This is a genomic window from Microbacterium paraoxydans, from assembly GCF_020524545.1.
GTDB classification, from domain to species: domain Bacteria; phylum Actinomycetota; class Actinomycetes; order Actinomycetales; family Microbacteriaceae; genus Microbacterium; species Microbacterium paraoxydans_C.
Genome location: NZ_JAIVLG010000005.1, coordinates 28859 through 54653, shown reverse-complemented (window position 1 = coordinate 54653; position 25795 = coordinate 28859). Strand labels below are relative to the sequence as shown.

Sequence of the window (25795 nt, the reverse complement as noted above, 5' to 3'; positions counted from 1 at the left end):
TCCGGGCCGGTCCATCCCCGTGCAGTGTGCAAGGAGTGTCATGTCGCGTGTCGTGAAGCTGGCCGTCATCCCCGGTGACGGCATCGGTCCGGAGGTCATCGCGGAGGCGGAGAAGGTACTCGACGCCGTGACCGCAGAGAGCGACGTCCGGTTCGAGAAGAGCCGCTTCTCGCTGGGTGCCGGCCGTTTCCTGGAGACCGGTGACACACTCACGGACGATGATCTCGCGGCCATCGCCGCCCACGACGCGATCCTGCTGGGAGCGGTCGGCGGCACGCCGGGAGATCCGCGCCTGAAAGACGCGAACATCGAGCGCGGACTTCTGCTCCGGCTGCGCTTCTCCCTCGACCACTACGTGAACCTGCGTCCCTCCAAGCTCTTCGTCGGTGCGCCAGGACCCCTGGCCGATCCGGGGGAGATCGACTTCGTCGTGGTCCGTGAGGGGACCGAGGGGCCGTATGTCGGCAACGGCGGAGCGATCCGCAAGGGGACCCCGCAGGAGGTCGCCAACGAGACGTCCGTGAACACCGCGTTCGGTGTCGAGCGGGTCGTGCGCTACGCCTTCGAGCTCGCGGAGCGCCGCCGCAGGAAGCTCACCCTCGTCCACAAGACCAACGTGCTCGTCCACGCCGGAGCCATCTGGCAGCGCATCGTGAACGAGGTGGCCGCCGAGCACCCCGATGTCGCGGTCGACTACCTGCACGTCGATGCGGCGACGATCTTCCTGGTGACCGACCCCTCGCGCTTCGACGTGATCGTCACCGACAACCTGTTCGGCGACATCCTGACCGACCTCGCCGGAGCGGTTACGGGAGGCATCGGTCTCGCAGCCTCGGGCAACATCAACCCCGACGGTGCTTTCCCCTCGATGTTCGAGCCCGTGCACGGCTCTGCCCCCGATATCGCGGGGCAGCAGAAGGCCGACCCGACCGCAGCGATCCTCTCGATCGCGTTGCTGCTCGACCACCTCGGTCTCTCCGTCGAATCCGCGCGCGTGAACGCTGCGGTCGAGGCCGACATCGCCGCCCGCAGCGCGGCGCGCACGACCGCGGAGATCGGTTCCGCGATCACCGCACGCCTCTGACTGCAGGCGTAGGCTGAACGGGCGCGAGGATGCGCCCACCCACGAGGAATGGATGATGAGATGACGACCATCGATGCCGAGGCGACCGTGGCTCCCCTGGAGTTCGCCGTCACGAAGAACCTGACCGCCGCGTCGCCCGCACGGCTGGCCGAGGTGCTGGAGAATCCGGGCTTCGGCGTGGTCTTCACCGACCACATGGTCGACATCTGCTGGTCGGTCAAGGGCGGCTGGCACCGGCCGCGCGTGCAGCCGTACGGACCGATTCCGCTCGACCCCGCGGCGTCCGTGCTGCACTACGCGCAGGAGATCTTCGAGGGTATCAAGGCCTACCGTCACGCCGACGGCTCGATCCACACGTTCCGCCCCGACCGCAACGCCGCTCGCCTGCAGGCCAGTGCCCGTCGCCTCGCGCTGCCCGAGCTGCCGACCGAGTACTTCATCCAGTCGCTGCGCGAGCTCATCGCGGTCGACGGACGCTGGGTGCCCAGCGGTGCCGACCAGAGCCTCTACCTGCGTCCGTTCATGTTCGCGAAGGAGGCCTTCCTCGGAGTACGCGCCGCGCAGAAGGTCGCCTACTACGTGATCGCCAGCCCCGCCGGCGCCTACTTCTCCGGCGGGGTGAAGCCGGTGCGCATCTGGCTCTCCGAGGAGTACGCCCGCGCGGGCAAGGGAGGCACCGGCAAGGCGAAGACCGGCGGCAACTACGCCTCGAGCCTGCTCGCACAGAGCGAGGCGAGCGCCCAGGGCTGCGACCAGGTCGTGTTCCTCAACGAGAAGCGCGACGTCGAGGAGCTCGGCGGGATGAACGTCGTCTTCGTCTTCAAGGACGGGCGCGTCGTCACCCCCGAGTCCGACAGCATCCTCGAGGGCATCACCCGCGACTCTCTGCTTCAGCTGGCTGCGGACCGGGGCTACACCGTCGAGAAGCGTCCGATCTCGATCGACGAGTGGCGTGAGGGGGTGGCATCGGGGGACATCGTCGAGGTGTTCGCATGCGGCACGGCTGCGGTCGTCACTCCGATCGGCGCACTCGTCGGCGACGGCTTCGACGAGCCGCAGCCGCTGGGCGACCTCGCGCTGTCGTTGCGTGAGGAGCTGACCGACATCCAGTACGGCCGCCGTGAGGACAAGCACGGCTGGCTCCTGCGCCTGGACGCCTGAGCTTTCCACCCGACGCCGAGACCCCGTCGTCTCGCCGAGACCCCGTCGTCTCGGCGCGCGCAGGACGGGGTCTCGGCGGCGTTGGGGGGTCTCGGTGCAGGGTGCCGCGCTCGCTAGGCTGGACACCATGAAGATCGCCCGGTTCAGCCACGACGAAGCCATCATGTACGGAATCATCGACGAGCGTGAGCTGGTCGTCCTCGCGGGGGATCCGATGTTCGCGGGGTATGAGACGACCGGTGCTCGCGTGCCCCTCGCGGATGCGGCGCTGCTCGCTCCGGTGATCCCGCGGTCGAAGGTCGTCTGCGTCGGGAAGAACTACCACGATCACGCGGCCGAGATGGGGGGAGTGGCCCCGGAGGAGCCGCTGCTGTTCCTGAAGCCGAACACGTCCGTGATCGGGCCGGGCGATGCGATCGTGCGGCCTTCGCTCTCGGAGCGCACCGAGTACGAGGGTGAGCTCGTCGTGGTGATCGGGAAGATCGCGAAGAACGTGAAGGCCGAGAATGCGCTCGACTACGTGCTCGGCTACACGATCGGCAACGACGTGACGGCTCGGGATCTGCAGCGCAAAGACGGCCAGTGGTCGCGGGCGAAGGGATTCGACACCTTCTGCCCGCTGGGGCCCGTGATCGACACGGACTTCGACCCGGCGGTCGCAACCATCGAGACGCGCGTGAACGGCGAGGTGCGCCAGCACGCCCCGCTCACCGACATGATCCACTCGGTGCCGGCGATCATCGAGTACGCCTCTGCCGTGTTCACCCTGCTGCCGGGCGACGTGATCATGACGGGCACCCCGGCCGGGGTCGGCACGTTCGAAGCGGGTGACGTCGTGGAGGTCGAGATCTCCGGCCTCGGGATCCTTCGCAACACCGCACGCGACGCCGTTCCCGCGCCATGACGGTCGTCGCCCTGACGGCGGCGCAGCAGACAGCCGTCCAGCGGCGCACCGTTCTGGTGCTGTCCCTCGGCCAGGTGCTCGGCGGTATCGCCTTCGGTGCCACCGTCTCGCTCGGCGCACTCCTTGCGGCCGACATCTCCGGCAACGACGCCCTCTCGGGGCTGGCAACGGCATCTGTGACGCTGGGGGCGGCCGCGTGCGCCATCCCCCTCGCCCGCCTCGCCGCGCGCGTGGGGCGGCGTCGGGCGCTCACACTCGGGAACCTGTTCGCGCTCGTCGGCATCGCGGTCGTCATCATCGCCGCCTCTCTGCGCGTCTTCCCCCTGCTCCTCGTCGGCATCCTGCTGATCGGGGCGGGTAATGCGGGGAACCTGCAGTCGCGGTTCGCCGCCACCGACCTCGCCGCGCCGCAGCATCGTGGTCGCGACCTGTCGATCGTCGTGTGGTCGACGACCATCGGCGGTGTCGCCGGTCCGCTCCTGCTCGGTCCGGGGGAGATCGTCGGGCAGGCGGTCGGAATGCCGCCGCAGACGGGCTCCTACCTGTTCTCGTTCGTCGCGCAGTGCGCGGCCCTCGTTCTCTACATCGTCGCGCTGCGTCCCGATCCTCTGTTGGCGGCCCAGCGTCTCGCGAAGGCGTCCGCAGCCGTGGCCGGAGCAGTGGTCGAGGACCGGCCTCGGGTCGCGCGCTATGCGATCTTCGCGATCGCGGGATCCCACGTGGTGATGGCCTCGGTCATGGCGATGACTCCCGTTCACCTGTCCCATATGGCGCACGGCGCGGGCGGGATGGCGCCGAGTCCGGCGGACGTCTCGGCGCTGGTCGGCATCACGATCGCGCTCCACGTCGGCGGCATGTATGCGCTGTCGCCCGTCTTCGGTGTGCTCGCCGACAGGTGGGGCCGACTCCAGGTCGTGCTGCTCGGTCAGGTCCTGCTCGCCGGGGCGCTGGCGTTCGCCGTCTTCACGGGCACCGAGGCCTGGGGCGTGATGGTCGCACTCATCCTGCTCGGCCTGGGCTGGAGTGCCGCGACGGTGGCCGGTGCTGCGCTCCTCACCGAGGCGTCCGCACCCGAGGTCCGCACGCGCAGACAGGGGCGCAGTGACTCGTTGATGAGCCTCTCCGCTGCGGCGGGTTCGGTGCTCGCGGGCGTGGTGCTGGCGAACTTCCAGTACTCGGGGCTCGGTGTCGCGGCCTTCGTCCTGGTCATCGCGATCGTGGCGCTGGCTCCGTTGGCGCGGTCCGCCGCGCGGTGACGGGCTGGACCGTCCCCGTAGAATCGAAGGGCTATGGCTACCCCTCACCCCCTCACCACGACTGTCAGTGGTGCCGACGTCCGCGTCCGCTTCTGCCCCTCGCCGACCGGTCTGCCGCATGTCGGCATGGTCCGCACGGCTCTCTACAACTGGGCCTACGCCCGGCACAACGGCGGGAAGATGGTGTTCCGCATCGAGGACACCGATGCCGCCCGTGACAGCGAGGAGAGCTTCCGCCAGCTGGTCGACGCGCTGACCTGGCTCAAGATCGACTGGGACGAGGGCGTCGAGGTCGGCGGGCCGCATGCACCCTACCGGCAGTCGGAGCGTCACGACATCTACCGCGAGGTGATCGACAAGCTGATCGCCACGGGCGCCCTCTACGAGAGCTACTCCACGGCGGAGGAGATCGACGCGCGCAACGAAGCCGCGGGCCGCGCCAAGCAGCTCGGCTACGACAACTTCGACCGCGACCTCACCGACGAGCAGAAGGCGGCGTTCCGCGCCGAGGGGCGCCAGCCCGCTCTGCGCCTGCGTGTGCCGGACGAGGACCTCACGTACGTCGACCTGATCCGCGGCGAGGTCACCTTCCCCGCCGGTTCGTTCCCCGACTTCGTGGTCGTGCGCCCGAACGGCGTGCCCCTCTACACGTTCGTGAACCCGGTCGACGACGCGCTGATGGGCATCACCCACGTGCTGCGTGGCGAAGATCTCATGCCTTCGACCGCACGCCAGCTGTCGCTGTACGCAGCGCTCATCGACGCGGGGGTGACGACGTTCGTGCCGCGCTTCGCCCACATGCCGCTGGTGCTGGGGGAGACCGGCAACAAGAAGCTCTCCAAGCGCGACCCGCAGGCGGACCTGTTCCTGCACCGGGAGCGCGGGTTCATCCCCGAAGGTCTGCTCAACTATCTGGCGCTGCTCGGCTGGTCGATCGGTCCTGACCGCGACGTCTTCTCGCTCGATGAGTTCACCGCCGCGTTCGACATCGTGGACGTGAACCCGAACCCGGCGCGCTTCGACCAGAAGAAGGCCGAGTCGATCAACGGCGACCACATCCGGATGCTGGGGGAGAAGGACTTCGCCGAGCGGACGGTTCCGTACCTCGCCGCCGCGGGGCTCTTCGATGAGCCCACGCACGAGCAGCTGGTGATGGCATTCCGCGTCGCACCCCTCGTGCAGGAGCGCGTGCAGCTGCTCGGTGAAGTTCCGGGCATGGTCGGCTTCCTCTTCACCGACGAGGTCTCGTACGCCGAGGATGCGCTCAAGGGCCTTCCGGCGAATGCGGCCGAGGTGCTCGACGCCTGTGTCACCGCTCTCGAGCCGGTGACGGACTTCACGCCGGAGAAGATCCAGGAGGCTCTCGCCGCCGAGCTCGTCGAGAAGCTCGAGCTCAAGCCGCGTATCGCCTACGGCCCGCCGCGCGTGGCCATCACGGGTCGCCGGGTCTCGCCTCCGCTGTTCGAGTCGATGGAGCTGCTGGGCAAGGACGAGTCGCTGCGTCGCCTGCGGTCGCTCTCCGCGTTCCTCGCGGGCTGAACCGCGACGCGCCCGGGCGGCGGCGCAGGGCGACGATTTTGGTGTTCCGTCGCCGCTCGGGTAGGCTTGATTCTCGGTGCGAGGCCCTGGTTTCGCCCTTGGGGTATGGTGTAATTGGCAACACGACGGTTTCTGGTTCCGTTATTCTTGGTTCGAGTCCAGGTACCCCAGCTCGACGAAAACCCCCGCTCAGACGGGGGTTTCCTCGTGTTTGGGGCACTCCGGCGTCGCGACTAATGTGAATGTGTGACAGGAACACGAGCGGAATCGGCATACTCCCGCGCTGTCACCGCTTTCCGCACCCCGACTCTCGATCTGCTCCACGGTCGGTTCGCTCCCTTCGTTGTCGCGGCGCTCTCGCTCCTGTTCACCGCGGACCGGCCCTCGATCCCGATCGCGGATGCCCATGCGGAGCTCTCGGAGATCCTCGAGGAGCTGCGCGGCGCGGATGACGACGACGATGATCGGCGGACGCCCGCGGGAACCGGGCGTGATGTGTCGCGGAACTGGGTTCGCCTGGGGTGGCTGGTCCAGCAGATCGATGACGACGTCGAGGTCTATCGTCTCTCCGCGCATGCGGTGGAGGCACTGGAGATCGCGGGCCGAACGGGTGGCGGGCGCACGCGGGTGTCGAACTCCCGCGTCCGCACGCTGCTCGACGCCGTGGAGCACCTGGCGGACAGCGCCGAGGCTGATCCCGTGCGCCGACTCGCTCGCCTTCACGAAGAGAGGGCGGCCCTCGACGCGGAGATCGCCCGGATCGAGGACTCCGGCAGAGCGGACCCGCTCGATGACGAGGAGCTCTACGAAGAGGCGGAGAACGTCCTGCATCTCGCTCGCGAGCTCCCGGCGGACTTCACCCGCGTCGCGGAGTCCCTGAAGGTCATGCAGCGCGACGTCGTCGCCCATCTGCGTCGCGACGAGCGACCGACCGGCGAGGTCCTGCGTGAGTATCTGCAGCGCGCGCAGGACGTCATGAACGCCACCCCCGAAGGGCGTGCGTTCGCCGGCGCGTTGCGTCTGATCGGTGACCCGGAGCGCATAGACGCACTGTCCGAACGGCTTCACGGACTGCTCCGGCAGCCGTTCGCGCGCAAGCTCGACGGCAATCAGCGTGCCGAACTCGATGCCATCGGACGCCGGGTGGAACTCGGCGTGGAGGAGGTCCTGGCTGCGCAGCGCCGCGCTTCGCACGTCATCACGGGCCAGGTGAAGACGCACGATCCGCTGCGGGACCGTCAGATCGACGATCTGCTTCGCGATGTGATCGCGGCTCTCCATGTCTGGGACGGCACCGCGGCGAGCGCAGCGCCGGTGAGAAGCCTCCCGCTCGTCGACCTCGGCCATCTCAGGCAAGCGGTGAGCAGCATCCGCCCTCCGGCCGCCCCCGCTCCGCTCACCGAGGCCGACGACGTCGAGTTCCTCGACGTGGACAGTCGTGCCTGGGGAGGGCCGAGGTACACCGAACTCGAAGAACACCTCGCGGGCCTCGGCGACGAGTTCGACCTCGCCACGGCGTTCACGGCGGCCGCGGATGACACCCGCCGCCCCGTGGACCTCCTCGGTCTGCTCGAGATCGCACACCGCAACGGGATGACCGAGAGCGAGGAGGTGTCGGTGGTCGAGGCCCTGCGTCCGGACGGCTCGACACGACGGTTCGCGTTCGGCGCCATCACGGCGCGCAACCCGAAGGAAGATGCACATGCCTGAACATCCCCTCGCGACCGAGGCGCCCCTCGATGACCCGTTCATCGCGCCGGTGCCCATGGAAGACGATGTCGAGGAGCACTTCGCGGGCGACCGGGGAACCCTCGATCCGGAGATCCGACGCGTGCTCGTGCACATCCTTCAGCGCCGATTCATCGCTGCGGAGCGCAACCGTCGGGAGTGGACCCTGTTGCTGGACCATCAGCAGGTGATCGAGTCGCGCCTGAACGACCTCTATCTCCGGCTGGTCGTCGACCACGGTCGGGGATTCGCGTACAAGCAGCAACTCCGCTCCGACGAGATCGACATGCCCGTTCTTCTCAAGGACGCGCCGTACACGCGTGCCGAGACCCTGGTCCTCGTGCACTTGCGCACGGTCTACCAGCGCGAGTCCGCTGCCGGTGAAGCCTCCGTGCGTATCGACATCGAGGATCTCGAGCAGACGGTGCTGAGCTACTTCACGGATGTCGACGGCGGGACCGCTCGGCAGCAGAAGGCGATTCGCAACGCGATGGACCGTCTCGATCGTGAAGGGATCATCCGGGAGGAGACGAGTGGTCGCTATCGGATCACCGCGCTCGTCGAGGTCGTTCTGAGTGCGGAGACCCTCAAGGAACTCCGGGATTGGCTGCGGTCGCAGGAAGTGGTGCAACGATGACGATGGTCGACACACTGTTCGGGCTCATCCCCTCGGGCTCTCGTGGGCAGCAGTGGGTTGCGGAGGAGCTGCAGCTGATCAACTGGGGCGGCTACGACGGAGGCCCGCACCGAGTTCGGTTCTCCCCGGATGCGACGCTGCTCTGCGGTGGATCGGGCTCGGGGAAATCCACCCTGATGGACGCGTACATCGCGCTGATGATGCCGCACACGACGCCGTTCAACGGTGCATCGAACGGCGGCGTGACCGGACGCCCCCGCGGGGAGGAGCAGCGGAACATCCTCTCCTACGGGCGGGGGAAGATCGACGAGTCCAGAACCGAGGACGGCACCAGACTGCGCGTGCTGCGTGGTGACGGGGAGGACACGTGGAGTGCGATCGCGACGACGTGGCTCGATCACGACGGGTCCCGGTTCACCGCGGTGCGTGCGTGGTACATCCCGGCGGATGCGCGGACGCTGGAAGACACCACCCGGGTGCGAGCGACGGTCGGAGGTGCGTTCGACCTGGCGCTGTTGGAGCAGGCGGCCGCGCAACGCCTGTCCGATGCGGCGGTGCGTGGCACCGGGTTGGAGACGCTCGCCACCGACCGTGAGTTCTCTGCGCGGCTGCAGGCCGTGCTCGGTATCGGCGCCGCAGGGTCCGGTGCGAAGGCCATCAGCCTGCTGGCGCGCATCCAGGCAGGACAGCAGATCACGACGGTCGACGATCTCTACAAGAAGCTCGTCCTGGAGGAGCCCGAGACGATGGCCACGGCAGACGCCGTGGTCGCGCACTTCGACGAGCTCGAGAGCACCCGGACACGGATGCTGACCGCCAAGCAGCAGGTGACTGCACTCGAGCCGATCCGGGCGATCAAAGACCGGATCGCGGCGGCGGCCGAACGCGTCAGGGTGATCGACGAGGTCGGGGTGTTCACCGATCCGTCCTCGCTCGCCGCGCTGTGGAATGCGCAGCGGCGGTTGGATCTGCTTCGCGATGTCGAGGCCGAACTGGGCGACCGTACGCGTGCTCTGAGCCTCGCCGTCCGCGAGAAGCGTGCGCTCATCGATGCGGCCGACGTCGAGCGCGAAGGACTCCTCGATGTCCTCCGTCAGTCCGGTGGCGATCGTCTCGAGACCGCACAGCGCGAGCTCCGCGTCGCCGAACGCCGGCTCGAAGACGTGCGTCGGGAACGGGCGAAGTTCGATGCCATCGTCCGCGAGATCGGCGGAGAGGTGGAGAACGTGGCGCAGTTCGACGCGTTCGTCGCTCACGCTCGCGGCGCATCGGCCAAGTCCGACATCCGCGGCGCACGAGCCGCCTTCGCCGATGCGGAGACGGGCCGCCGAGCAGTCGAGACCGAGATGCGCGGGGTCCGAGAGGAACGTGAGCGGACGAGCCGCGTGCGAGGCAGCATTCCCGCGCGTCTCGATGAGTCTCGTGCACTGCTCGCCGACGCGGTGGGGCTCTCCCCGTCGGAGCTTCCGTTCGTCGGCGAACTCATCGAGCTGCGGACGGAGTTCGAGCCCTGGCGTGATGCCTTCAACCTCGCGCTGGGCGGCTTCGCGAGGACGCTGCTGATCGATGCCGAGCAGCTGGCGATCTTCCGCGCCGCCATCAACGCCGTGCGTACCCCTGACCGCCTGAACTACGAGGGCGTTCCCGTCGGGCTTCCCGAGATGCGGCACGCCGACCCGAAGACCCTTCCCGGGCGTCTCGACTACCTTCCGTCGCCGTTCACCGGCTGGTTGCAGCAGAGACTCCAGGAGCGCTACGGATACGTGTGCGTGGATTCGGCTTCGCAGCTGGGCGAGCATCAGAAGGCGCTCACGATCAGCGGTCAGGTGTCTCAGGGGAGCCGCGGTGGTCACGGCGGCCAGGGCCGTGCCAATGTGCTCGGCTTCACCAATGACCGTCGCTTGCGGGAGCTCGACGATCGTCTCCGACACCTCGCCGGCCGATACGAGGACGCCGCGTCGGCTGCGCGGGAAGCCGAGGCCGCACTCGATCGGATCGAGACGACGTCCACCGCGCTCGCGAAGATCGAGGACCTCACGTGGGAGCAGATCGACGTCGAGGCCGTGGAGGCTGAGAAGGAACGCTGGCTCGCGGTCGAAGCCGAGGTCACGACCGCCAGTCCTGAGATCGCGGAGCTCAAGGGCCGGGCAGAGGCGCTGAGGACTCGCGCGGGCCGCCTCCGCGACGAGGAAGCACGTCTGGGCAACGAGCTCTCCCAGACGCAGGAGCGCTGGGGGCACGTGAGCGACGACGTCGACACCTGCCAGTCGGTGATCGACGCGGCGGCGTCGACGGGGACCGTCGTGGCGGACGGTCATGCGGCCTTCCTCGACGGGCGGTTCCTGCACGCGGACGACGGCGACACACCGACAGCGGATGAAAGGCTGTCGCATCTCGACACCGCACTCAGGACCGCGGCGCAGCGCCTGCTCGAGGAGCGTCGTGAGGCTGCCGACGCGCATGAGCAGCAGAGGGAGAGCATGCGTCGGCTCATGACCGGGTTCCTCGAGCGCTGGGACAGTCTCACGATCCTGCCGGATCCGGATACGTCGGTCGGCGAGTTCGAGAGCATCCTCGAGGCGCTCCAGACCAACGGGCTGCATGAGCTCGAAGCCGAGTGGCGCGACAGCCTCCTGAAGCTGTCCGGAAACGACTTGACGAGTCTCGACTCGACGCTCAGCCGCTCTCTCCGTGAGATCAAGGACCGGATCGATCCGATCAACAGGATCATGGAGGAGCTTCCCTTCTACGACGATGAGCATCGGCTGCAGATCACCCCGCGGGAGAATCAGACGGAGGCACGCAAGCGGTTCCGCAGGGAGCTGCGCGAGGTCCGCGGACTGATCGACGCGGCGTCGACGGATGCGGAGCGTGAGACCGTCTACCGCAAGATGAGCCGGCTGATCGCACGTATGCGACGTACCGCCCCCGATTTCGCGGAGCTGATCGACGTGAGGAACCACGTGCGGGTCAGTGCGGAGCGGGTCGACGCCGCCACGCGTTCGCATGTGGCGCTCTACGATCACATCGGTGAGAAGTCCGGAGGGGAGTCGCAGGAGCTCGTCGCGTTCATCGTCGGCGCCGCTCTTCGGTACCAGCTCGGAGACGCCGGCGCGGCTCGGCCCCGCTATGCCCCGGTCTTCATGGACGAGGCGCTGATCAAGGCGGATGCGCATTTCACGAAGCGCGCGATCGGTGCCTGGCGGGGTCTCGGCTTCCAGCTGGTGATCGGCGCCCCGAACGACAAGTACAGCGCGATCGAGCCTCACGTCGATGTCGAGTACGACATCCTCAAGGACACGCAGGGGCGATCGTGGGCGAAGGCGAAGGTGGGCCTGCCGGACGACACCGCATATCAGAACGCCTAGGCTCCAGGCATGGCTCTGGAATCATTCCTCCTCCGGCTCGACCGGATCGCAGGTGGCCGTCAGGCCGGCGTCGCCATCAGCGAGGCGGACCGCACCCACCCGCGCACCGTGCGCGCCTTCACCTGGATCCTGTGGCTCCTCGTCGTCGAGCTCGTGATCGGCATCGGGGCGGTCGTGGTCGCGCTGGTGCTCGCCGTCGACGGGGAACCCGTCTCCTTCGCGGTGTGGATGCGGACGCTCGTGGTCCTCGCGATGACGGCCACGCTGTTCTACTTCGCGTGGCGGGCCCAGCGCGGGTGGCGCTGGGCCTATCAGCGGCTGCGTCTGTTCGCACAGATCTTCCCGATCATCACGCTCGTGATGGCCGCCATTCCCGGCTTGTACCCCCTGTGGATGGTCTCCGAGCAGATCGTCTTCAGTCTCATCATGATCGGCATCGCCGACTTCTTGACGAGCGACCACATGCGCCGTGCGTTCGCTGCACCATCCTCCGACGGCGGATAGCACGCGGAAAGGCGCGACGCCACTCCCTTCCGTCGCGCCCGACGACCCTGCATCCTCTTCCGAGGCGAGAAGGTCGAGAGGGGAGAGCGTATGGCGAGACTGAACCGCGTGGTTCCGGGACAGGACCCCGGTTTTCGGCGGCGGAGATCGGGGTCGGGATTCCGGTACACGGATCCGGGCGGAGCGACCGCCCCCGAGGCGGATCGGCAACGCATCCATGACCTCGTGATCCCCCCTGCCTGGCGGGATGTCTGGATCGCCGCGGACCCGCTGGCGCACATCCAGGCGGTGGGCGTGGACGAGGCGGGTCGCAGACAATACCTCTACCACCCGTTGTGGCGCGTCAGCCGTGATCGCAAGAAGTTCGTCCGCGCCCTCGAACTCGCTGCCGCGCTGCCCGGCGCCAGGGCGCGGGTGACGCGGGCGCTCCGGGAGGATGGGCAGACCAAGGAGCGTGCACTGGCGATCGCGTTCCGTCTGCTCGATGACGCGGCGCTGCGGATCGGCTCAGAGCGATACCTGGTGCGGCACGGCAGCCGGGGTCTCACGACGCTGCGGCGTCGTGACGTGCGCGTATCCGGGAGCGAGCTGGCGTTGTCCTTCCCCGCCAAGAGCGGGCGCACCGCCTCCATAGAGATCACCGATGAGGCTCTCGCGGACGCCCTGACGGATTTCGCTGCAGGGAAGTCCGCAGACTTCCTGCTGGCCTATCGGCGTGGCCGCCGCCGTGTGCGCATCAGCCCCGCCGAGGTGAACGCCTATCTGCGAGAGGTCACGGGCTCTTCCTTCTCGGCGAAGGACTTCCGCACTCTGCACGGGACCATCATCGCCGCCGATGCCCTGGCCCGGATCGGCGAGCTCGATCGTCGCAGCGAGCGCAGGCAGGCCGAGCGGCTCGCGGTGCAGGCCGCGGCGACCGCGCTCGGCAACACCACCGCCGTCGCTCGCGGCAGCTACATCGATCCGCGGGTCTTCCGCCAGTACGCACGCGGATGCACCCTGGACCTCTCGGTGTCTCCGGAGACAGCCATCCGCCGGCTCCTGGGCGGCCCCGAGCCGTCGAGGAAGAGGACCCGGCGATCCGGATGACAGGATGGATGCATGGATACAGCCAACCTCACCCGCGAGGAGACCGCAGCGCGATCCGCAGCGGTCGCCGTGCACCGCATCCGCGTCGAGCTCGATCTGACCGGCGCCCCCGAGCGGGCTCGCACCGGGTTCCCGACCGTGACGACGCTCGAGTTCGACGCGTCCACCGATGCCACCTGGCTCGACTTCATCGGTGAGGCCGTCACCCGCGTCGATCTGAACGGCGTCGAGCAGGAGGTCGTCTACGACGGCGCGCGGATCTCCCTCACCGGGCTCCGCCCGTCGAACGTCGTCCGGGTCGAAGCGATCGGGGCCTACAGCCGTTCAGGCGAAGGACTGCACCGCTTCCACGATCCCGCCGATGACGAGACGTATCTGTACACGCAATATGAGCCCGCCGACGCGCGCCGGGTCATGGCGTGCTTCGAGCAACCGGATATGAAGGCGTCCTACACCTTCGTGGTCGATGCGCCGTCCGGGTGGGAGGTTCTCTCGAACCAGTCACCGGCACACTCGGACGTCGGCGTCGGCGTGCAGCGCGTCGCCTTCGCCCCGACGTTGCCGATCTCGAGCTACATCACCTCGGTCGCCGCCGGCCCCTACTCGCGGGTGGACGGCGAGTGGACGCACGGCGACGAACAGATCGCCCTCGGTGTCTTCGCCCGCCGCTCCTTGGCCCGGCATCTCGAATCCGACGAGATCCTGGAGGTGACACGACAGGGACTGGACTTCTTCGCCTCTGCTTTCGCCTACCCGTACCCTTGGGGCAAGTACGATCAGATCTTCGTCCCCGAGTACAACCTCGGCGCGATGGAGAACCCGGGACTCGTGACCTTCACCGAGGCCTACCTGTCCCGCGGCGCGGCCACCGAGGCGCAGCGGGCCGCGCGGGCGAACACGATCCTTCACGAGATGGCCCATATGTGGTTCGGCGACCTCGTGACCATGACCTGGTGGGACGACCTGTGGCTCAAGGAGTCCTTCGCTGACTACATGGGCGCACACGCGTCCGCCGTGGCGACGCGGTTCCATGACGCGTGGGTCAAGTTCGCCGCGAGCCGCAAGGCGTGGGCGTACCAGCAGGATCAGCTGCCGACGACACACCCGATCGTGGCGGACATCACCGATCTCGAAGCCGCGAAGCTCAACTTCGACGGCATCACCTACGCCAAGGGCGCCGCGGTGCTGAAACAGCTCGTCGCGTTCGTCGGAGACGAGGCGTTCTTCGAGGGCGCCCGTCGCTACTTCGCCGCGAACGCCTTCGGGAACACGACCCTAGACGACTTCCTCGTGCAGCTCAGCGCCGTCTCCGGACGTGACATGAGCGACTGGTCGGCGTCGTGGCTGCAGACCTCCGGGGTGTCGACCATCCGGATGGAGACCGACGATGAGGGGCGTCGCTTCCTCGTGCAGACGGATCCGCGCCCGCACCGGCTCCGCATCGGGCTCTACGAACGCGAGGAAGGCCGCATCGTCCGGAAGGACCAGCAGGAGCTCGATCTGCTCGAGGAGCGGACCGAGATGGAGTTCGCTGACGCCGATCTTGTGCTTCTCAATGATGACGACCTCACCTATGCGAAAGCGCGGCTGGACGAGGCCTCGCTGCGCACCGTCGAGGAATCCCTCTCCTCGATCGACGATCCGTTGGCACGCGCCCTGGTGTGGTCGTCGCTGTGGAACGCCACCCGCGACGGCGAGCTCAGCGCGACGCGCTACCTCACGATCGTGCGCACGCATGCTCCCGGGGAGTCGAACATCGGGCTTCTGTCAGGGGTGCTGGCCAATGCCGCTCATACGATCCGGCATTTCGTCGGCCACGCCCGGCGCGACGAGGAACAGCGCGCGTGGACGGACGCCGTGTGGAGTGCGCTCCGGGCTGCGGAGGCCGGGAGCGATGCGCAGCTCTCCTGGGCGCGTGCTCTGGCGACGGCCTCCGCGTTCAACGACGTGCACAACGAGCGCGTGCGCGCTCTGCTCGACGGGGACGTGCCCGAGGGGCTCATCGTCGATCCGGACCTGCGCTGGCAGCTTCTCACGGCGCTCGTCGCGACCGGGCATGCCGACCTCGCGGACATCGCCGCCGAGGAGGAGAGGGACGACACCGGGAGCGGACGCACGGCGGCACGACGCGCACGCGCCGCGCGCCCGGACGCCGCCGTGCGAAGGGGTGCGTGGGAGTCGGCCTGGAACGACGTATCGCTCAGCAACGACCACCTGGATGCCGAGATCGACGGCTTCCGAGCGGGGGGACGCCGCGACCTCATCGCGGGCTTCGATGAGGAGTACTTCCGCCGTATCGGCGCGGCATGGAGCGAACGCAGCATCGAGATCGCACGGAGGCTGGTCCTCGGATTCTTCCCTGCGAGCGACACTCTCGGACCTGTCGACGCCTGGCTTGCCGACAATGAGGGCGCACCGGCGGCACTTCGTCGCCTCGTCGTCGAGCAGCGAGACCACCTGCAGCGCGACCTCCGGGTGCGCGCGGCACAGGACGCGGCCGAAGAGGGCTAGGCCGGGTCGACCTGCATTCCCATGACCGTGCGCACGATCCACGGGTGGGCGCGATCGTCGTCGATGTGCGTCATGCCGAGGTTCTCGGCGACCCCGCGTGAAGCGGTGTTGGCGGGGTGGATGATCGCCGTCAGCAGGGTCGGAGCGAGTTCACGGGCGACGAGTTCGACGCATGCCCTCGCCGCTTCCGTCGCGTAGCCCCGGCGCTGACTCGCTCGACGGACGTGATAGCCGACCTCCAGCACCGGGACATCGTTCGCGGACTGCCAGGTCAGACCGCAGTCACCGATGAAGTCGCCATCGTGCGTCTCGATGACCCACAGCCCGTGTCCGTGCTCCCGGTACCGTTCCTGCATCCGCGCGATCCACTCCGCGCTCTCCGCGCGCGTCTTCACCGCCGGATAAAAGGTCATGACCGCCGGATCGCCGAGCATCGCGGCGATCTGTTCGAGGTCGTCTTCCCTCATCTCCCGGAAGCGCAGGCGTGCGGTCGGCGAGGGGAGGAGGCGGCGTGCGGCGCCGGTCACAGGTCGAGGGTGTCGCCGGGCTCCAGGACGAAGAACTCGCCGCCGCCCTGCTCGGTGGCCCACTGCAGGCGCTGCCGGTGCATGTTCTTGCCGATGACCGACAGCGTCATGTCGTGGGTGCCGAAGGCGCGGCGCGGCGCGACGGCGAGCACGTAGTCCATCGCTTCGCCGATCTTCAACCAGGGCGCACCGAGCGGGGCCGCGAGAGTGCCCACCTCGACGCCCTCGGGGACGGCGTAGGAGTCGCCGGGGTAGTAGAGCTCGTCGTTGACGAGGACGCCGACGTTCTCCACTGTCGGGAGGGACGAGTGGATGACCTCGTGCGTGCCTCCGAAGAAGCGGAGACCGAACCCGCCGACCTCGACGGTGTCGCCGGGGGAGACCACGGTGATGTCGTAGCCCTCAGCCGCGCGCGCGACTCCTGCAGGCGCGAAGATCGGCGTGCCGGGGGACGAGCGCAGGAGACGGTCGAAGTGCTCGGGGGTCCAGTGGTCGGGATGCTCGTGCGTGATCACGATCCCGACGAGATCGCCGAGATCGTTCACGGGTGCGGTGAAGGAACCCGGGTCGATCAGGAGGGTCCGGTCGTTCGCATCGAGACGGAGAGCAGCATGTTCGAACTTGGTGACGCGCATGAGATGAGTCAACTCCTTCATCTGCTGCACGGCAAACGGATTCTGCGCGCCACGCCCGGGCGTCGGGAGGAAGCCGCCTCGATTTTGCGGACGAAGAATCGCCATGGCATACTTGAACGGTTGTCGCGCGACGGAAACGTCACGCGGAAGGCCCCATCGTATAGCGGCCTAGTACGCCGCCCTCTCACGGCGGTAACGCGGGTTCGAATCCCGCTGGGGTCACAACAACACGAGAAAGCCTCCGGTTCGCCGGAGGCTTTCTCGCTATCCGGGCCGCTAATCCGTCGGGGTCGAGCGAAGCGACATCGCGCGGAACGTGCGATTGCTCAGCGGCAGGATCATCAGCGCCATCATCGCGCCCCCGAAGAGGGTGAACGGCACCCAGAGGCTGGTGAGTGAGGCGAGCCCGCCGAACCCCGCCATCGCCAACGGCATCAGGCAATCGTCACCCAACCGGGTGAGTGATCCCATTCGGCCGAGGTAGGCGGTGTCGACGGTGGCCGAGAAGGTCGCGCTCAGCAGGACCGAAGCGTATCCGGCCGTCGCTCCGATCACGAAGGCTGCCGTCGCCACGGTCCAGGCCGGCCCGAATCCGAGGGCGACGATTCCTGCCCCTTGGACGACCAGGGCCCAGAATCCGGCGCGTGCTTCGTGCCGGGGTCGCCACTTCGCGACCGAGACGGCCCCGATCGCCGCGCCCAGCCCGAGCAGCGCTTCGAAGATGCCGACCGCCTGCGCTCCCCAGCCCTCGGCGTGCGCGCGCAACGCGAGGCCGATGCCGACAGCGGGTCCCACAGCGAGGTTCAGGCCTGACAGTGCGATCACGAGGGTACGCGTGGTGGGGTTCGCCGTGAGGTGCGCGAACCCTCGCGCGATGCCCCGCAGAGCCGGTTCCTTCTCGGCGCGGGCGAGAAGGAACCGCGGTCGCAGCCAGATCGCGATGAAGGCGACGACCAGTGTGAACGTCAGTGCGTTCACCGAAGCGCTCCCGACGAGGCCGGTGTGCGCCACGAGGAAGCCGCCGATCGCGGCGCCGCCCATGGTGCCGAGTCGGGACGCTGTCTGCGCAGCCGCGCCGTATGAGGGCAGATCCGTGGCTCGGACCAGCTGACGCGCGATCGTGCCGGCGGAAGGCTCGTAGAACGCATCGCACACCCCGAAAGCGATCGCGGCGAAGAGCAGCATCGTGACCGAGGGTGGTGTCGCCAGCACCCACACGGCCACGGCGACGAGTACGCCGACGCGCAGGATGTTGAAGAGGAGCATGATCCGACGTGCATCGGCCCGATCGGCGAGGACGCCCCCGAACAGCAGGATCGCAGCGCGCGGGATGGTCCCGGCCGCGACGATCACCCCGGCGACGGCCGGCGACGCGACCTGTACAGCCGTCCAGGCGAGAGCGATCGTCCACAGCGCATCTCCCGCGTCCGACAGGGCCTTGACACCGATCCATGCGTGCACCCTGTGGTCCCGGCGGAACGCCGGTGGTGCGGTGAGAAGTGTCGGTTCGCTGACGGTGGACATCAGGGCACCGTCGGGAAGGCGTGGGCGAACACGAAGATGGGCGTGCGCGACTGATCGTCGGAGAGATCGATGCCGTCCTGCCATTCGCGGATGGTCGCCAGGAGTCGGTCGGAGAGATCCCGTAGCTCATCGGGAGACGCCCAGGCCGTGGTCTCGGTGTTGGAACCGTCGTACCCGGCGAAGGCAGGATCGTGGCGGTGTCGGTGCCACTGCTGGAGCCGCTCGATCTGCATCCGGATGCCTTGCCGTTGCGCCTCGCGGGCGAGCAGAGCGTCGGAGGGGGAGTCCGCGTAGTCGTCGGTCGACCAGGTGAGCCCACGGCGTGCGACAGCCCACCAGCTGGTGCGCTTGTCGCCGTCCGGGTCGGGAGCGCGCTCGACGACTCCGGCTCGCTCGAGCATGCGCAGGTGATGGCTGATGCTGCCCACTTGGCTGTCGAGCGCGAGGGCGAGTGCCGTCACCTGGGACGCCCCGTACAGAAGGAGGTAGTCGTAGATACGGCGGCGCAACGGATGGTGCACGGCGGTGATCACGGAGATGTCTTCCACGGAAGAAGACGCTAAACCCGCCCGTTCAGTCGCACAAGACTTCTTGTATACCCCGGAAAATCAGGCTTCTTCGGCGCCTGTTCGGTCTGCGGCAGCCGAGTGTGCGGCGCGCCGGGTCTTGCGCGACCGGCGCACCAGCCACACGATCAGGACGACGACTCCGGCGAGGGCGAGCCACGGGAGGATGAACCCGACGGCGATCACGAGCGCGTTCAGTGAAACCACCAAGCCGTTCCATCCGGCGAGCAGGCCGTCCGCGAATCCCGCAGGGTCAGCCGTGGTGGGCGAGTTCTCACGTGTCAGCTGAACCTGCAGGGAGGACATCGCCACCTGGTCCTGCAGCGCCTCGAGCTGCTGCTCGTAGGACTCGAGCTGCGCCTGCCGGTCGGTCAGCGCGACTTCCGCCTCGATCAGCTCGGAGACGCTAGCCGACTGCGACATCAACTCGGTGAGACGATCGACCGATGCTCTGGTGGAGTCGATCCGCGCCTGCAGGTCGATGGAGATCGACGTCACATCCTGTTTCGACGTCGACGACGACAGGACGTCCCCGGTGTCGTCGAGCGCGGCGATCACCTCCGTCAGGTCATCGGACGGCACACGGATGCTGATCCACCCGTAGGCGGAGTCGGTCGGCGCCGGCTCGGTGGCGCTGTCCATCGCGGCCGTCTTGCCGATCTCCGTGCTCTCCACGTACCCGCCGTGGTCCTCGGCGAGTGCCGCGATGGTCGATGCCGCGTCCGCGATGCTCGGTACCTGGACTGTCGCCTGTGCCGTGGCGATGATCTCCCGATCGCTGTCGACAGCGCTCTCGACAGCACCGCCCGCGCCGGTGGCCCCGTCGGCGAGCATCTCCGGAACGCCCTCCGCCACGCGGTCGGGCGAGGACGAGGAAGCGTCTGTCGCAGCGCCCCCGGACATGCTCCACCCGTCCGCGGTGACCGAAGTGGAGCCGCCGACCGTGCTGAGGATCGGGGGCGTCACGAGCACGCCGACGACGAAGGCCGCGGCGATACCGCCGCCTGTCAGCCAGCGACGACGTCGGGCGCGCGCACGGGCGGCGGCCATGCTCACCGGCGCACGCTCAGTGGCGATCTCGGCGAACACCGACTCCTCGATCCGTGCGATGGTCTCATCCGACAGGACGGGCAGGTCGCCGTGGGGGTTCTTCTCGTTCATGCGTCTCTCGCTTCCTGGACGGTGCCGCGCAACCGGGTGCGCACTCGGGAGAGACGGTTTCGGACCGCGGCGTGCGTGATGCCCAGCTCTTCGGCGGCTGCGTGGTAGGCGTAGCCCTCGGACGCGCAGAGCCGGAAGATCTCTCGGTCGAGTTCGTTCAGCGTGTCCACCTCGGTGGCGATCCGTGCGGCGAGCTCGGCGGTGATGACCTGTTCCTCCACGCTGATCGCGTCCGGTAGCAGGGTCGCGTCCACAGCTTCGGCGGTGTGCGCCTGATCGCGTCGCTGCTGGCGGAGCCGGTTCGCGGCCTGGAAGCGGCAGATCGTCGCCAACCACGGCAGGATCGATTCACCCTGAAGCTCGAGGGCAGGCAGCTTCCGCCAGGCGACGACGAACGTCTCCTGCGTGACATCCTCCGCATCGGCGGTCGACGCGAGTATCCCTCGGGCGATCCAGTAGACCGGCCGGACATGCGCGCGGTAGAGCTCGCGGAAGGCGCTCTCGTCGCCGGCCGCGGCCTGGGCCGCCCATTTCTGATCACTCGTCTGCACGGGCATCCTGATTCCGTTCGGTGTCTCTCACCAGGGAAGTGTCGACGGAGCCCTCATCGTCTCAGATCCCGCGCACTCGATGTCGGGTGCGTCAGACGGTTCCCCAGGCTCCTGCGCCTCGGGTAGCATTGCCCGAGCGAGAGGGAGTATCCCGGATCCGCGCGTAACGTCATCACGAGCACCGTCATCGTTGCTCCGGGCGCGCGACGCACCACCGTGCGGGGGAGAGACTTTCGAGTCCTTCCCGACCCTTGCGAAAGGTGCAGTGCGCCGTTGGAGATCCCCGTCTGGTTCGAGATCACGTCGATGGTCGTCCTCACGATCATCCTGATCGCCGATCTGCTGCTCATCCGGCTGCGGCCGCACATCCCTTCCACGAAGGAGTCCACCCTCTGGGTGGCGTTCTACGTGGGTCTCGCCCTGCTCTTCGCCGTGCTGCTCGGCAATGTCAGCGGCTGGCAGAATGCGGGTGACTTCATCACCGGCTGGGCGCTCGAATACAGCCTGTCGATCGACAACCTGTTCGTGTTCGTGCTGATCATGGCCCAGTTCGCCGTGCCGCGGCGCCTTCAGCAGCAGGTGCTGATGGTCGGCATCATCATCGCGCTCATCCTGCGAGGCCTGTTCATCCTCGCCGGTGTCGCGATCGTCGAGAACTTCTCTCCGGTCTTCTATGTCTTCGGAGCATTCCTCATCTGGACGGCCATCCGGCAGGCCATGCCGGATGGAGACCACGAAGGCGAGGTGCAGCGCGAGAACTTCATCGTCCGTCTGCTGCGGCGTCGGATCGACATCAGCGAGACGTACGACGGGTCCAAGATCCGAACCACCGTCGACGGCAAGCGCATGTGGACGCCGATGGTCATCGTCTTCATCACCATCGGCGTTACCGACCTGATCTTCGCGATCGACTCGATCCCCGCGATCTTCGAGATCACCACCAACGGCTTCCTCGTGTTTGCGGCCAACATCTTCGCGCTCATGGGTCTGCGTCAGCTCTACTTCCTGCTCGGCGATCTGCTCGACCGCCTCCGCTACCTGCACTACGGCATCGCGGTCATCCTCGGGTTCATCGGCGTCAAGCTGATCCTCCATGCCCTGCACGTCAATGAACTCCCGTTCATCAACGGCGGCGAGCATGTCGAATGGGTGCCGGACATCAGCAACATGGTCTCGCTCGGCGTGATCCTGGCTTCCATGACCATCGCGACGGTCGCGAGCCTGATGCGGCGAGGACGGCGACACCGGTGGACTGAGCCGCGTCAACGGCGTCTCACTCGTCTGACCACAGAATCTCGGCCTCCAGTGTGAGGTCGATGATCTGACGGAGTAGCGCTCCGGCCGTGGCGGATTGCAGGAGTGCGTACTTGTCGTACTCGCCGAGAGGCGCCAACGCTGCGAGCTGCCAGGCTGCGGCGATCGGCGCCTCTGCGATCTCCGTGCCGGAATCCCATCTGGCCTCGGGCGCGCGCGCGAGGGTGCGACGCACGATCGCCTCGGCCTCCGTGCGCATCGGGGTGAGCTGGTCGTTCCAGTCGAGCTCGGGCAGCGGCGTGACCTCGGCTCGGGGATACGGCTCATCAGCCAGCCACTCGTCGACCGAGAAGCGCTCGGTGCCGACGGCGACCAGCGCGTCAGCGCCGGTGGAGACGCTGACCAGCCGTGCCGTCGTCCCGATGCGACGGCGCTGGTCGCCCCCACCGACCTCCTGGCCCCGCTCGATGAGCACGACCCCGAATCGCGGGTCTTCCTGATCGAGCAGCCGCCCGATCAAAGTGAGGTAGCGCGGCTCGAAAACGCGGAGCGGAAGCGGCGTGTACGGGAACAGTACCGAGCCGAGCGGGAACATCGGGAGGGCGGTCATGGCACCAGTCAACACCGAGAGACGTACAGTGAACAGATGCGCAGACCTCGCCCTGAAACACCCGCCGCCGGTCAGGAATCCGTCTGGGACTATCCGAGGCCGCCGCGTGTCGAACCCGTCGAGGAGCGCATCACCATCCGCCTCGCCGGGAACCTGATCGCCGACACCCGCGACGCCGTGCGCGTGCTGGAGACGAGTCACGCTCCGGTCTACTACCTGCCGATGGCCGATTTCGTCCCCGGTGCACTGGTCGAGACCTCGGGCTCGTCGTTCTGCGAGTTCAAGGGAAGTGCCCGCTACTTCGACGTGCGCAGCGGAGACGTCCTGCGCCAGCGCGCGGCCTGGAACTACCCGCACCCTTCTCCGGGTTTCGAGATGCTGACCGATCGGGTGGCTGTCTACGCGGCTCCGATGGACGCGTGCACCGTCGGAGGCGAGGTCGCGCTTCCGCAGCCCGGCGAGTTCTACGGTGGATGGGTCACCTCGTCCGTCGTCGGTCCCTTCAAAGGCGGTCCGGGTTCGCTGGGTTGGTGACCGCCGGCCCGATGGCCGGTCAGAACGCACGCAGGTTGGCCTGCAGGCCTCCCTGCACGTACTCCCGGCGGAGGATACCGCGACGGCGCAGGATCGGCACGAGGTCGTCGAGCGCGCGATGCAGCGTGACCGGATGGAAATCTCCCCAGAGCAGCACGCCGTCGTTGCCCCATTCGCCCAGCTCTTCGATCAGGTCGGCGAACTCGTCCGCGGTTCCGACGAAGCCGGACCGATCGCTGATCCGTCCGGTGCGGGCGAGCGCCGTCAGGTGCGCGCGCAAGGGGGCATCCTCTCCGCGATCACCGATCAGACGCTGAATGCTGCCGTGCGAGACGTGGGAACCGAAGTGCGAGGGATCGAGTGGCTTGTCGAGATCGAGGGAGGTCAGATCGGTCTCGAGATCGCTGGACTGCTTGCGGGCGATCTGCAGGAGCGCATCGTCGTCGGGCTGCGCGGAAGCCGCCACGATGCGATCGGCTTCTTCGCTCGACGGTGCGATCACGGGTTGGATGGCGAACAGGATCTTGACGTCCTCGGGGCGCCGTCCCTCTGCGATCGCGGCCGCGTGCACCCGGGCACGGTAGTCGCGCACCGACTTCTCGTTCAGCGGCGCGAGGGCGAGCTGCACATCGGAGTTCGCGCCGGCGAACCCGAGTCCGCGACCGGAACCGCCGGGGGAGACGATCGCAGGATCCCCGTCGGTGAAGGGGACGGCGTTGAGCGGACCATCGAAGGCGAAGTGCTCGCCACGGTGCGCGACAGCCCGTAGTCGCGAGCCGTCGGCGAACACGCCGGTCGCGCGATCGGCGATGAGGGCGTCGTCGTCCCAGCTGTGCCACAGCGCGCGGATCCCGGCCAGCCACTCCTCGGCGCGATCGTACGCCTCGTCGTGACCGAGCTGGGGCGCGTCGGAGAAGTGACGCGCGCTGCCGGTATCGGTGACGACGTTGAGTCCCAGCCTGTGATCGCTCAGGTGCTGCAGGGTCGCGAAGTGACGCGCCGCCGTGTACGGGAGGTACGCGGCGGGGTTCACGGTCGGCACCACCCCCAGATGTCTGGTCGCCTGGAAGAGGTAGGGGGCCAACAGCAGCGGATCGTGCTTCGGCCCGCCGAACGCGTGGCGGACGCGCAGATCGATCGTGGAGGGGGAACCCAGCGACGGCGCGTCCTCGATGATGACCAGGTCGAATCCGGCCTGTTCGAGCGTCCGTGCGGCCTCCTGATAGACCTCGGGACGCGTCCAGTCGTAGTCCCAGTCCAGGGACGGGTAGCCCCACCCCTGTGGGCCGAAGCCGCGGGCGAGGAACCAGCCGAAGTGCTGAGGGCGGCTCATGCCACCGTCTCCCGGACGCCTTCGAGTACCTGCGACAGATCGGAGAGGAGGTCATCGACGTCCTCGATTCCCACCGAGAGCCGAAGGGTGCCTGGACGCACGCCGAGCCCCTCGCGCTCCTCCTCGGTGCGCTGAGCATGGCTCGTCGTTCCGGGGTGCAGGACCAGGGAGCGCACGTCGCCGAGATGGGTCATGTGCGTGAACACCTGCACCTGCTCGACGAATCGTCGTGCCGCCGCGAGCCCACCCCGCAGCGTGAAGGTGAAGACCGAGCCGGATCCCCCTTCGAAGTACCGGTTCGCAGTCGCGTGGTCGGGGTGCGACGGCAGGCCCACATAGTCGACGCTCTCGACCTCGGGATGCGCTTCCAGCCAGCGGGCGATCTGCAGCGCGCTCCGGGATTGCCGCTCCACGCGCAGTCCGAGCGTCTCCACGCCCTGTCCGATCAGGAAGGCGTTGAGCGGGGACGGGGAAGCACCGAATCGCGGAGCCACCGATTCCCGGGCGTAGGCGATGCGCGCACGACCCCCGTGGCGCGCGAAGACACTGGGGGCGTCGCCGCGGCCGGGGAGCACGAGATGGGGCGCGTTGTGACCAGCGCGGTCGGCGTCGAAGCGGCCGTCGTCGACGACCACGCCACCGAGCACGGAGCCGTGCCCGGCGAGGAACTTCGACGCGGAATGGACCACGATCGCGGCGCCGTGTTCAAGGGGGCGCACGATCGCCGGCGTTGCGAGCGTGTTGTCGACGATCAGCGGGATCGCGAGCTCGTCACCGACGGCGCTGACAGCCCGGACGTCGAGCACGTCGTTGCGGGCGTTGGCGATCGATTCGGCGAACAGCGCGCGGGTGTTCGGGCGGATCGCGCTCCGCCAGGCAGCCGGGTCGGCGATGTCGTCGATGAACGTCGTGTCGATGTCGAGCCGCGCGAGGTTGTCGAGGAGCAGGCTCCGGGTGCCCTCATAGATGTGCGTGGACGAGACGATGTGGTCGCCGGCGGCGGCGACGGTGAGCAGGGCAGTGGCGACCGCTGCCTGACCGCTGGCGACGAGCACGGCGTCCGCGCCCGACTCGAGAGCGGCGAGCTGGCGTTCCACGGAACGGACGGTCGGGTTCCCGGTACGGGTGTAACCGAACCCGGTGCCGGTGCGGAAGTGGTCCGCAGCGTGATCGAAGTCGTCGAACTCGAAGCCCGCCGTCAAATAGATCGGCGTCGCGCGTGACGCTGCGGTCTCCCGGTCACGCGCCGCATGGACCGCGCGGGTGGCGAAGCGGGTGTGTGCGACGGTCATGCGGTCCCTCTCGGTCGGTCGGTGCTC

The 25795-nt window shown here is 68.0% G+C and carries 22 protein-coding genes and 2 tRNA genes; 15 read left to right on the top strand and 9 right to left on the bottom strand.

Going from position 1 to position 25795, the window contains the following annotated elements; genetic code table 11:
• The first annotated feature begins 40 nt into the window (after positions 1–40).
• The 12 genes from LC041_RS12205 to pepN all read left to right on the top strand — a co-directional run bounded on the left by LC041_RS12205 (position 41) and on the right by pepN (position 15781).
• Positions 41–1084 (top strand): 3-isopropylmalate dehydrogenase, encoded by a 1044-nt coding sequence (locus LC041_RS12205; protein WP_226533366.1) that lies wholly within the window; start codon positions 41–43, stop codon positions 1082–1084.
• A 60-nt stretch (positions 1085–1144) separates the two neighbouring features.
• Positions 1145–2245: a branched-chain amino acid aminotransferase gene (locus LC041_RS12200; protein WP_226533365.1), complete on the top strand. Its 1101-nt coding sequence runs from the start codon at positions 1145–1147 to the stop codon at positions 2243–2245.
• Positions 2246–2372: 127 nt separating this feature from the next.
• Positions 2373–3149 (top strand): fumarylacetoacetate hydrolase family protein, encoded by a 777-nt coding sequence (locus LC041_RS12195; RefSeq protein ID WP_226533364.1) that lies wholly within the window; start codon positions 2373–2375, stop codon positions 3147–3149.
• Positions 3146–4405, top strand: coding sequence for an MFS transporter (locus tag LC041_RS12190; protein ID WP_226533363.1), 1260 nt, complete (start codon positions 3146–3148; stop codon positions 4403–4405). Before LC041_RS12195 ends, LC041_RS12190 begins: the two co-directional genes overlap by 4 nt.
• A gap of 33 nt (positions 4406–4438) precedes the next feature.
• Entirely contained in the window at positions 4439–5944 is a 1506-nt protein-coding gene (gene gltX / locus LC041_RS12185) for a glutamate--tRNA ligase (protein ID WP_226533362.1), read from the top strand.
• A 99-nt stretch (positions 5945–6043) separates the two neighbouring features.
• Positions 6044–6115: transfer RNA gene (locus tag LC041_RS12180), tRNA-Gln, on the top strand.
• A gap of 75 nt (positions 6116–6190) precedes the next feature.
• Positions 6191–7654 carry a DUF3375 domain-containing protein gene (locus LC041_RS12175; protein WP_226533361.1) on the top strand — a complete coding sequence of 488 codons (1464 nt, stop codon included), beginning with the start codon at positions 6191–6193 and terminating at the stop codon, positions 7652–7654.
• Positions 7647–8309 (top strand): DUF4194 domain-containing protein, encoded by a 663-nt coding sequence (locus tag LC041_RS12170; protein WP_226533360.1) that lies wholly within the window; start codon positions 7647–7649, stop codon positions 8307–8309. The genes LC041_RS12175 and LC041_RS12170 overlap by 8 nt, the downstream gene beginning before the upstream one ends.
• A complete protein-coding gene (locus LC041_RS12165; protein WP_226533359.1) occupies positions 8306–11677 on the top strand; it encodes an ATP-binding protein in 3372 nt (1123 codons plus the stop codon). Before LC041_RS12170 ends, LC041_RS12165 begins: the two co-directional genes overlap by 4 nt.
• A gap of 9 nt (positions 11678–11686) precedes the next feature.
• Entirely contained in the window at positions 11687–12181 is a 495-nt protein-coding gene (locus LC041_RS12160; protein WP_226533358.1) for a hypothetical protein, read from the top strand.
• Between the two features lie 90 nt (positions 12182–12271).
• Positions 12272–13270: a DNA topoisomerase IB gene (locus LC041_RS12155; RefSeq protein ID WP_226533357.1), complete on the top strand. Its 999-nt coding sequence runs from the start codon at positions 12272–12274 to the stop codon at positions 13268–13270.
• A 12-nt stretch (positions 13271–13282) separates the two neighbouring features.
• Positions 13283–15781, top strand: a complete 2499-nt coding sequence (pepN, locus tag LC041_RS12150) for an aminopeptidase N (RefSeq protein WP_226533356.1) — start codon at positions 13283–13285, stop codon at positions 15779–15781.
• Here pepN and LC041_RS12145 read toward each other — a convergent pair.
• Both LC041_RS12145 and LC041_RS12140 read right to left on the bottom strand, forming a co-directional pair.
• Positions 15778–16308, bottom strand: coding sequence for a GNAT family N-acetyltransferase (locus tag LC041_RS12145; protein ID WP_226533355.1), 531 nt, complete (start codon positions 16306–16308; stop codon positions 15778–15780). The two genes, pepN and LC041_RS12145, sit on opposite strands and share 4 nt — an antisense overlap.
• Positions 16305–16943, bottom strand: a complete 639-nt coding sequence (locus tag LC041_RS12140; RefSeq protein WP_226533354.1) for an MBL fold metallo-hydrolase — start codon at positions 16941–16943, stop codon at positions 16305–16307. The genes LC041_RS12145 and LC041_RS12140 overlap by 4 nt, the downstream gene beginning before the upstream one ends.
• Positions 16944–17092: 149 nt before the next feature.
• Between LC041_RS12140 and LC041_RS12135 the strand changes: the two genes are divergently transcribed.
• Positions 17093–17165, top strand: a tRNA-Glu gene (locus LC041_RS12135).
• A gap of 54 nt (positions 17166–17219) precedes the next feature.
• Here the strand turns inward: LC041_RS12135 and LC041_RS12130 are convergent.
• Genes LC041_RS12130 through LC041_RS12115 form a run of 4 tightly spaced genes read right to left on the bottom strand, consistent with a single transcriptional unit; the run spans position 17220 to position 20751 of the window.
• Positions 17220–18467 (bottom strand): MFS transporter, encoded by a 1248-nt coding sequence (locus tag LC041_RS12130; protein ID WP_226533353.1) that lies wholly within the window; start codon positions 18465–18467, stop codon positions 17220–17222.
• A complete protein-coding gene (locus LC041_RS12125) occupies positions 18467–19015 on the bottom strand; it encodes a winged helix-turn-helix domain-containing protein (RefSeq protein WP_226533352.1) in 549 nt (182 codons plus the stop codon). Before LC041_RS12125 ends, LC041_RS12130 begins: the two co-directional genes overlap by 1 nt.
• A gap of 60 nt (positions 19016–19075) precedes the next feature.
• Positions 19076–20194 (bottom strand): DUF4349 domain-containing protein, encoded by a 1119-nt coding sequence (locus LC041_RS12120; protein ID WP_226533351.1) that lies wholly within the window; start codon positions 20192–20194, stop codon positions 19076–19078.
• The gene (locus LC041_RS12115; RefSeq protein ID WP_226533350.1) at positions 20191–20751 is read right to left on the bottom strand and encodes an RNA polymerase sigma factor; all 561 of its coding nucleotides are present in this window, start codon (positions 20749–20751) and stop codon (positions 20191–20193) included. Before LC041_RS12115 ends, LC041_RS12120 begins: the two co-directional genes overlap by 4 nt.
• A 267-nt stretch (positions 20752–21018) precedes the next feature.
• On the opposite strand from LC041_RS12115, the gene LC041_RS12110 reads away from it, so the two are divergent.
• Positions 21019–22056 carry a TerC/Alx family metal homeostasis membrane protein gene (locus LC041_RS12110; protein ID WP_226533349.1) on the top strand — a complete coding sequence of 346 codons (1038 nt, stop codon included), beginning with the start codon at positions 21019–21021 and terminating at the stop codon, positions 22054–22056.
• Here the strand turns inward: LC041_RS12110 and LC041_RS12105 are convergent.
• The gene (locus tag LC041_RS12105) at positions 22019–22609 is read right to left on the bottom strand and encodes an LON peptidase substrate-binding domain-containing protein (RefSeq protein ID WP_226533348.1); all 591 of its coding nucleotides are present in this window, start codon (positions 22607–22609) and stop codon (positions 22019–22021) included. The genes LC041_RS12110 and LC041_RS12105 overlap by 38 nt on opposite strands.
• A gap of 36 nt (positions 22610–22645) precedes the next feature.
• On the opposite strand from LC041_RS12105, the gene LC041_RS12100 reads away from it, so the two are divergent.
• On the top strand, positions 22646–23143 hold the full coding sequence (locus LC041_RS12100) for a DUF427 domain-containing protein (RefSeq protein WP_226533347.1): 498 nt from the start codon (positions 22646–22648) through the stop codon (positions 23141–23143).
• A 19-nt stretch (positions 23144–23162) separates the two neighbouring features.
• On the opposite strand, the gene LC041_RS12095 is transcribed toward LC041_RS12100, so the two are convergent.
• Positions 23163–24476 carry an LLM class flavin-dependent oxidoreductase gene (locus tag LC041_RS12095; protein WP_226533346.1) on the bottom strand — a complete coding sequence of 438 codons (1314 nt, stop codon included), beginning with the start codon at positions 24474–24476 and terminating at the stop codon, positions 23163–23165.
• Positions 24473–25768 carry an O-acetylhomoserine aminocarboxypropyltransferase/cysteine synthase family protein gene (locus LC041_RS12090; protein ID WP_226533345.1) on the bottom strand — a complete coding sequence of 432 codons (1296 nt, stop codon included), beginning with the start codon at positions 25766–25768 and terminating at the stop codon, positions 24473–24475. Before LC041_RS12090 ends, LC041_RS12095 begins: the two co-directional genes overlap by 4 nt.
• Positions 25769–25795 lie beyond the last annotated feature (27 nt).

Bases quoted from the DNA above. Each gene is read 5' to 3' on its own strand.
- LC041_RS12155 (WP_226533357.1), top strand. From the start codon at position 12,272: ATGGCGAGACTGAACCGCGTGGTTCCGGGACAGGACCCCGGTTTTCGG.
- LC041_RS12200 (WP_226533365.1), top strand. From the start codon at position 1,145: ATGACGACCATCGATGCCGAGGCGACCGTGGCTCCCCTGGAGTTCGCC.
- LC041_RS12165 (WP_226533359.1), top strand. From the start codon at position 8,306: ATGACGATGGTCGACACACTGTTCGGGCTCATCCCCTCGGGCTCTCGT.
- LC041_RS12170 (WP_226533360.1), top strand. From the start codon at position 7,647: ATGCCTGAACATCCCCTCGCGACCGAGGCGCCCCTCGATGACCCGTTC.
- LC041_RS12140 (WP_226533354.1), bottom strand. From the start codon at position 16,943: ATGCGCGTCACCAAGTTCGAACATGCTGCTCTCCGTCTCGATGCGAAC.
- LC041_RS12205 (WP_226533366.1), top strand. From the start codon at position 41: ATGTCGCGTGTCGTGAAGCTGGCCGTCATCCCCGGTGACGGCATCGGT.
- LC041_RS12195 (WP_226533364.1), top strand. From the start codon at position 2,373: ATGAAGATCGCCCGGTTCAGCCACGACGAAGCCATCATGTACGGAATC.
- LC041_RS12120 (WP_226533351.1), bottom strand. From the start codon at position 20,194: ATGAACGAGAAGAACCCCCACGGCGACCTGCCCGTCCTGTCGGATGAG.
- gltX (WP_226533362.1), top strand. From the start codon at position 4,439: ATGGCTACCCCTCACCCCCTCACCACGACTGTCAGTGGTGCCGACGTC.
- LC041_RS12095 (WP_226533346.1), bottom strand. From the start codon at position 24,476: ATGAGCCGCCCTCAGCACTTCGGCTGGTTCCTCGCCCGCGGCTTCGGC.
- LC041_RS12130 (WP_226533353.1), bottom strand. From the start codon at position 18,467: ATGTCCACCGTCAGCGAACCGACACTTCTCACCGCACCACCGGCGTTC.
- LC041_RS12190 (WP_226533363.1), top strand. From the start codon at position 3,146: ATGACGGTCGTCGCCCTGACGGCGGCGCAGCAGACAGCCGTCCAGCGG.
- LC041_RS12115 (WP_226533350.1), bottom strand. From the start codon at position 20,751: ATGCCCGTGCAGACGAGTGATCAGAAATGGGCGGCCCAGGCCGCGGCC.
- LC041_RS12100 (WP_226533347.1), top strand. From the start codon at position 22,646: ATGCGCAGACCTCGCCCTGAAACACCCGCCGCCGGTCAGGAATCCGTC.
- LC041_RS12160 (WP_226533358.1), top strand. From the start codon at position 11,687: ATGGCTCTGGAATCATTCCTCCTCCGGCTCGACCGGATCGCAGGTGGC.
- LC041_RS12105 (WP_226533348.1), bottom strand. From the start codon at position 22,609: ATGACCGCCCTCCCGATGTTCCCGCTCGGCTCGGTACTGTTCCCGTAC.
- LC041_RS12090 (WP_226533345.1), bottom strand. From the start codon at position 25,768: ATGACCGTCGCACACACCCGCTTCGCCACCCGCGCGGTCCATGCGGCG.
- pepN (WP_226533356.1), top strand. From the start codon at position 13,283: ATGGATACAGCCAACCTCACCCGCGAGGAGACCGCAGCGCGATCCGCA.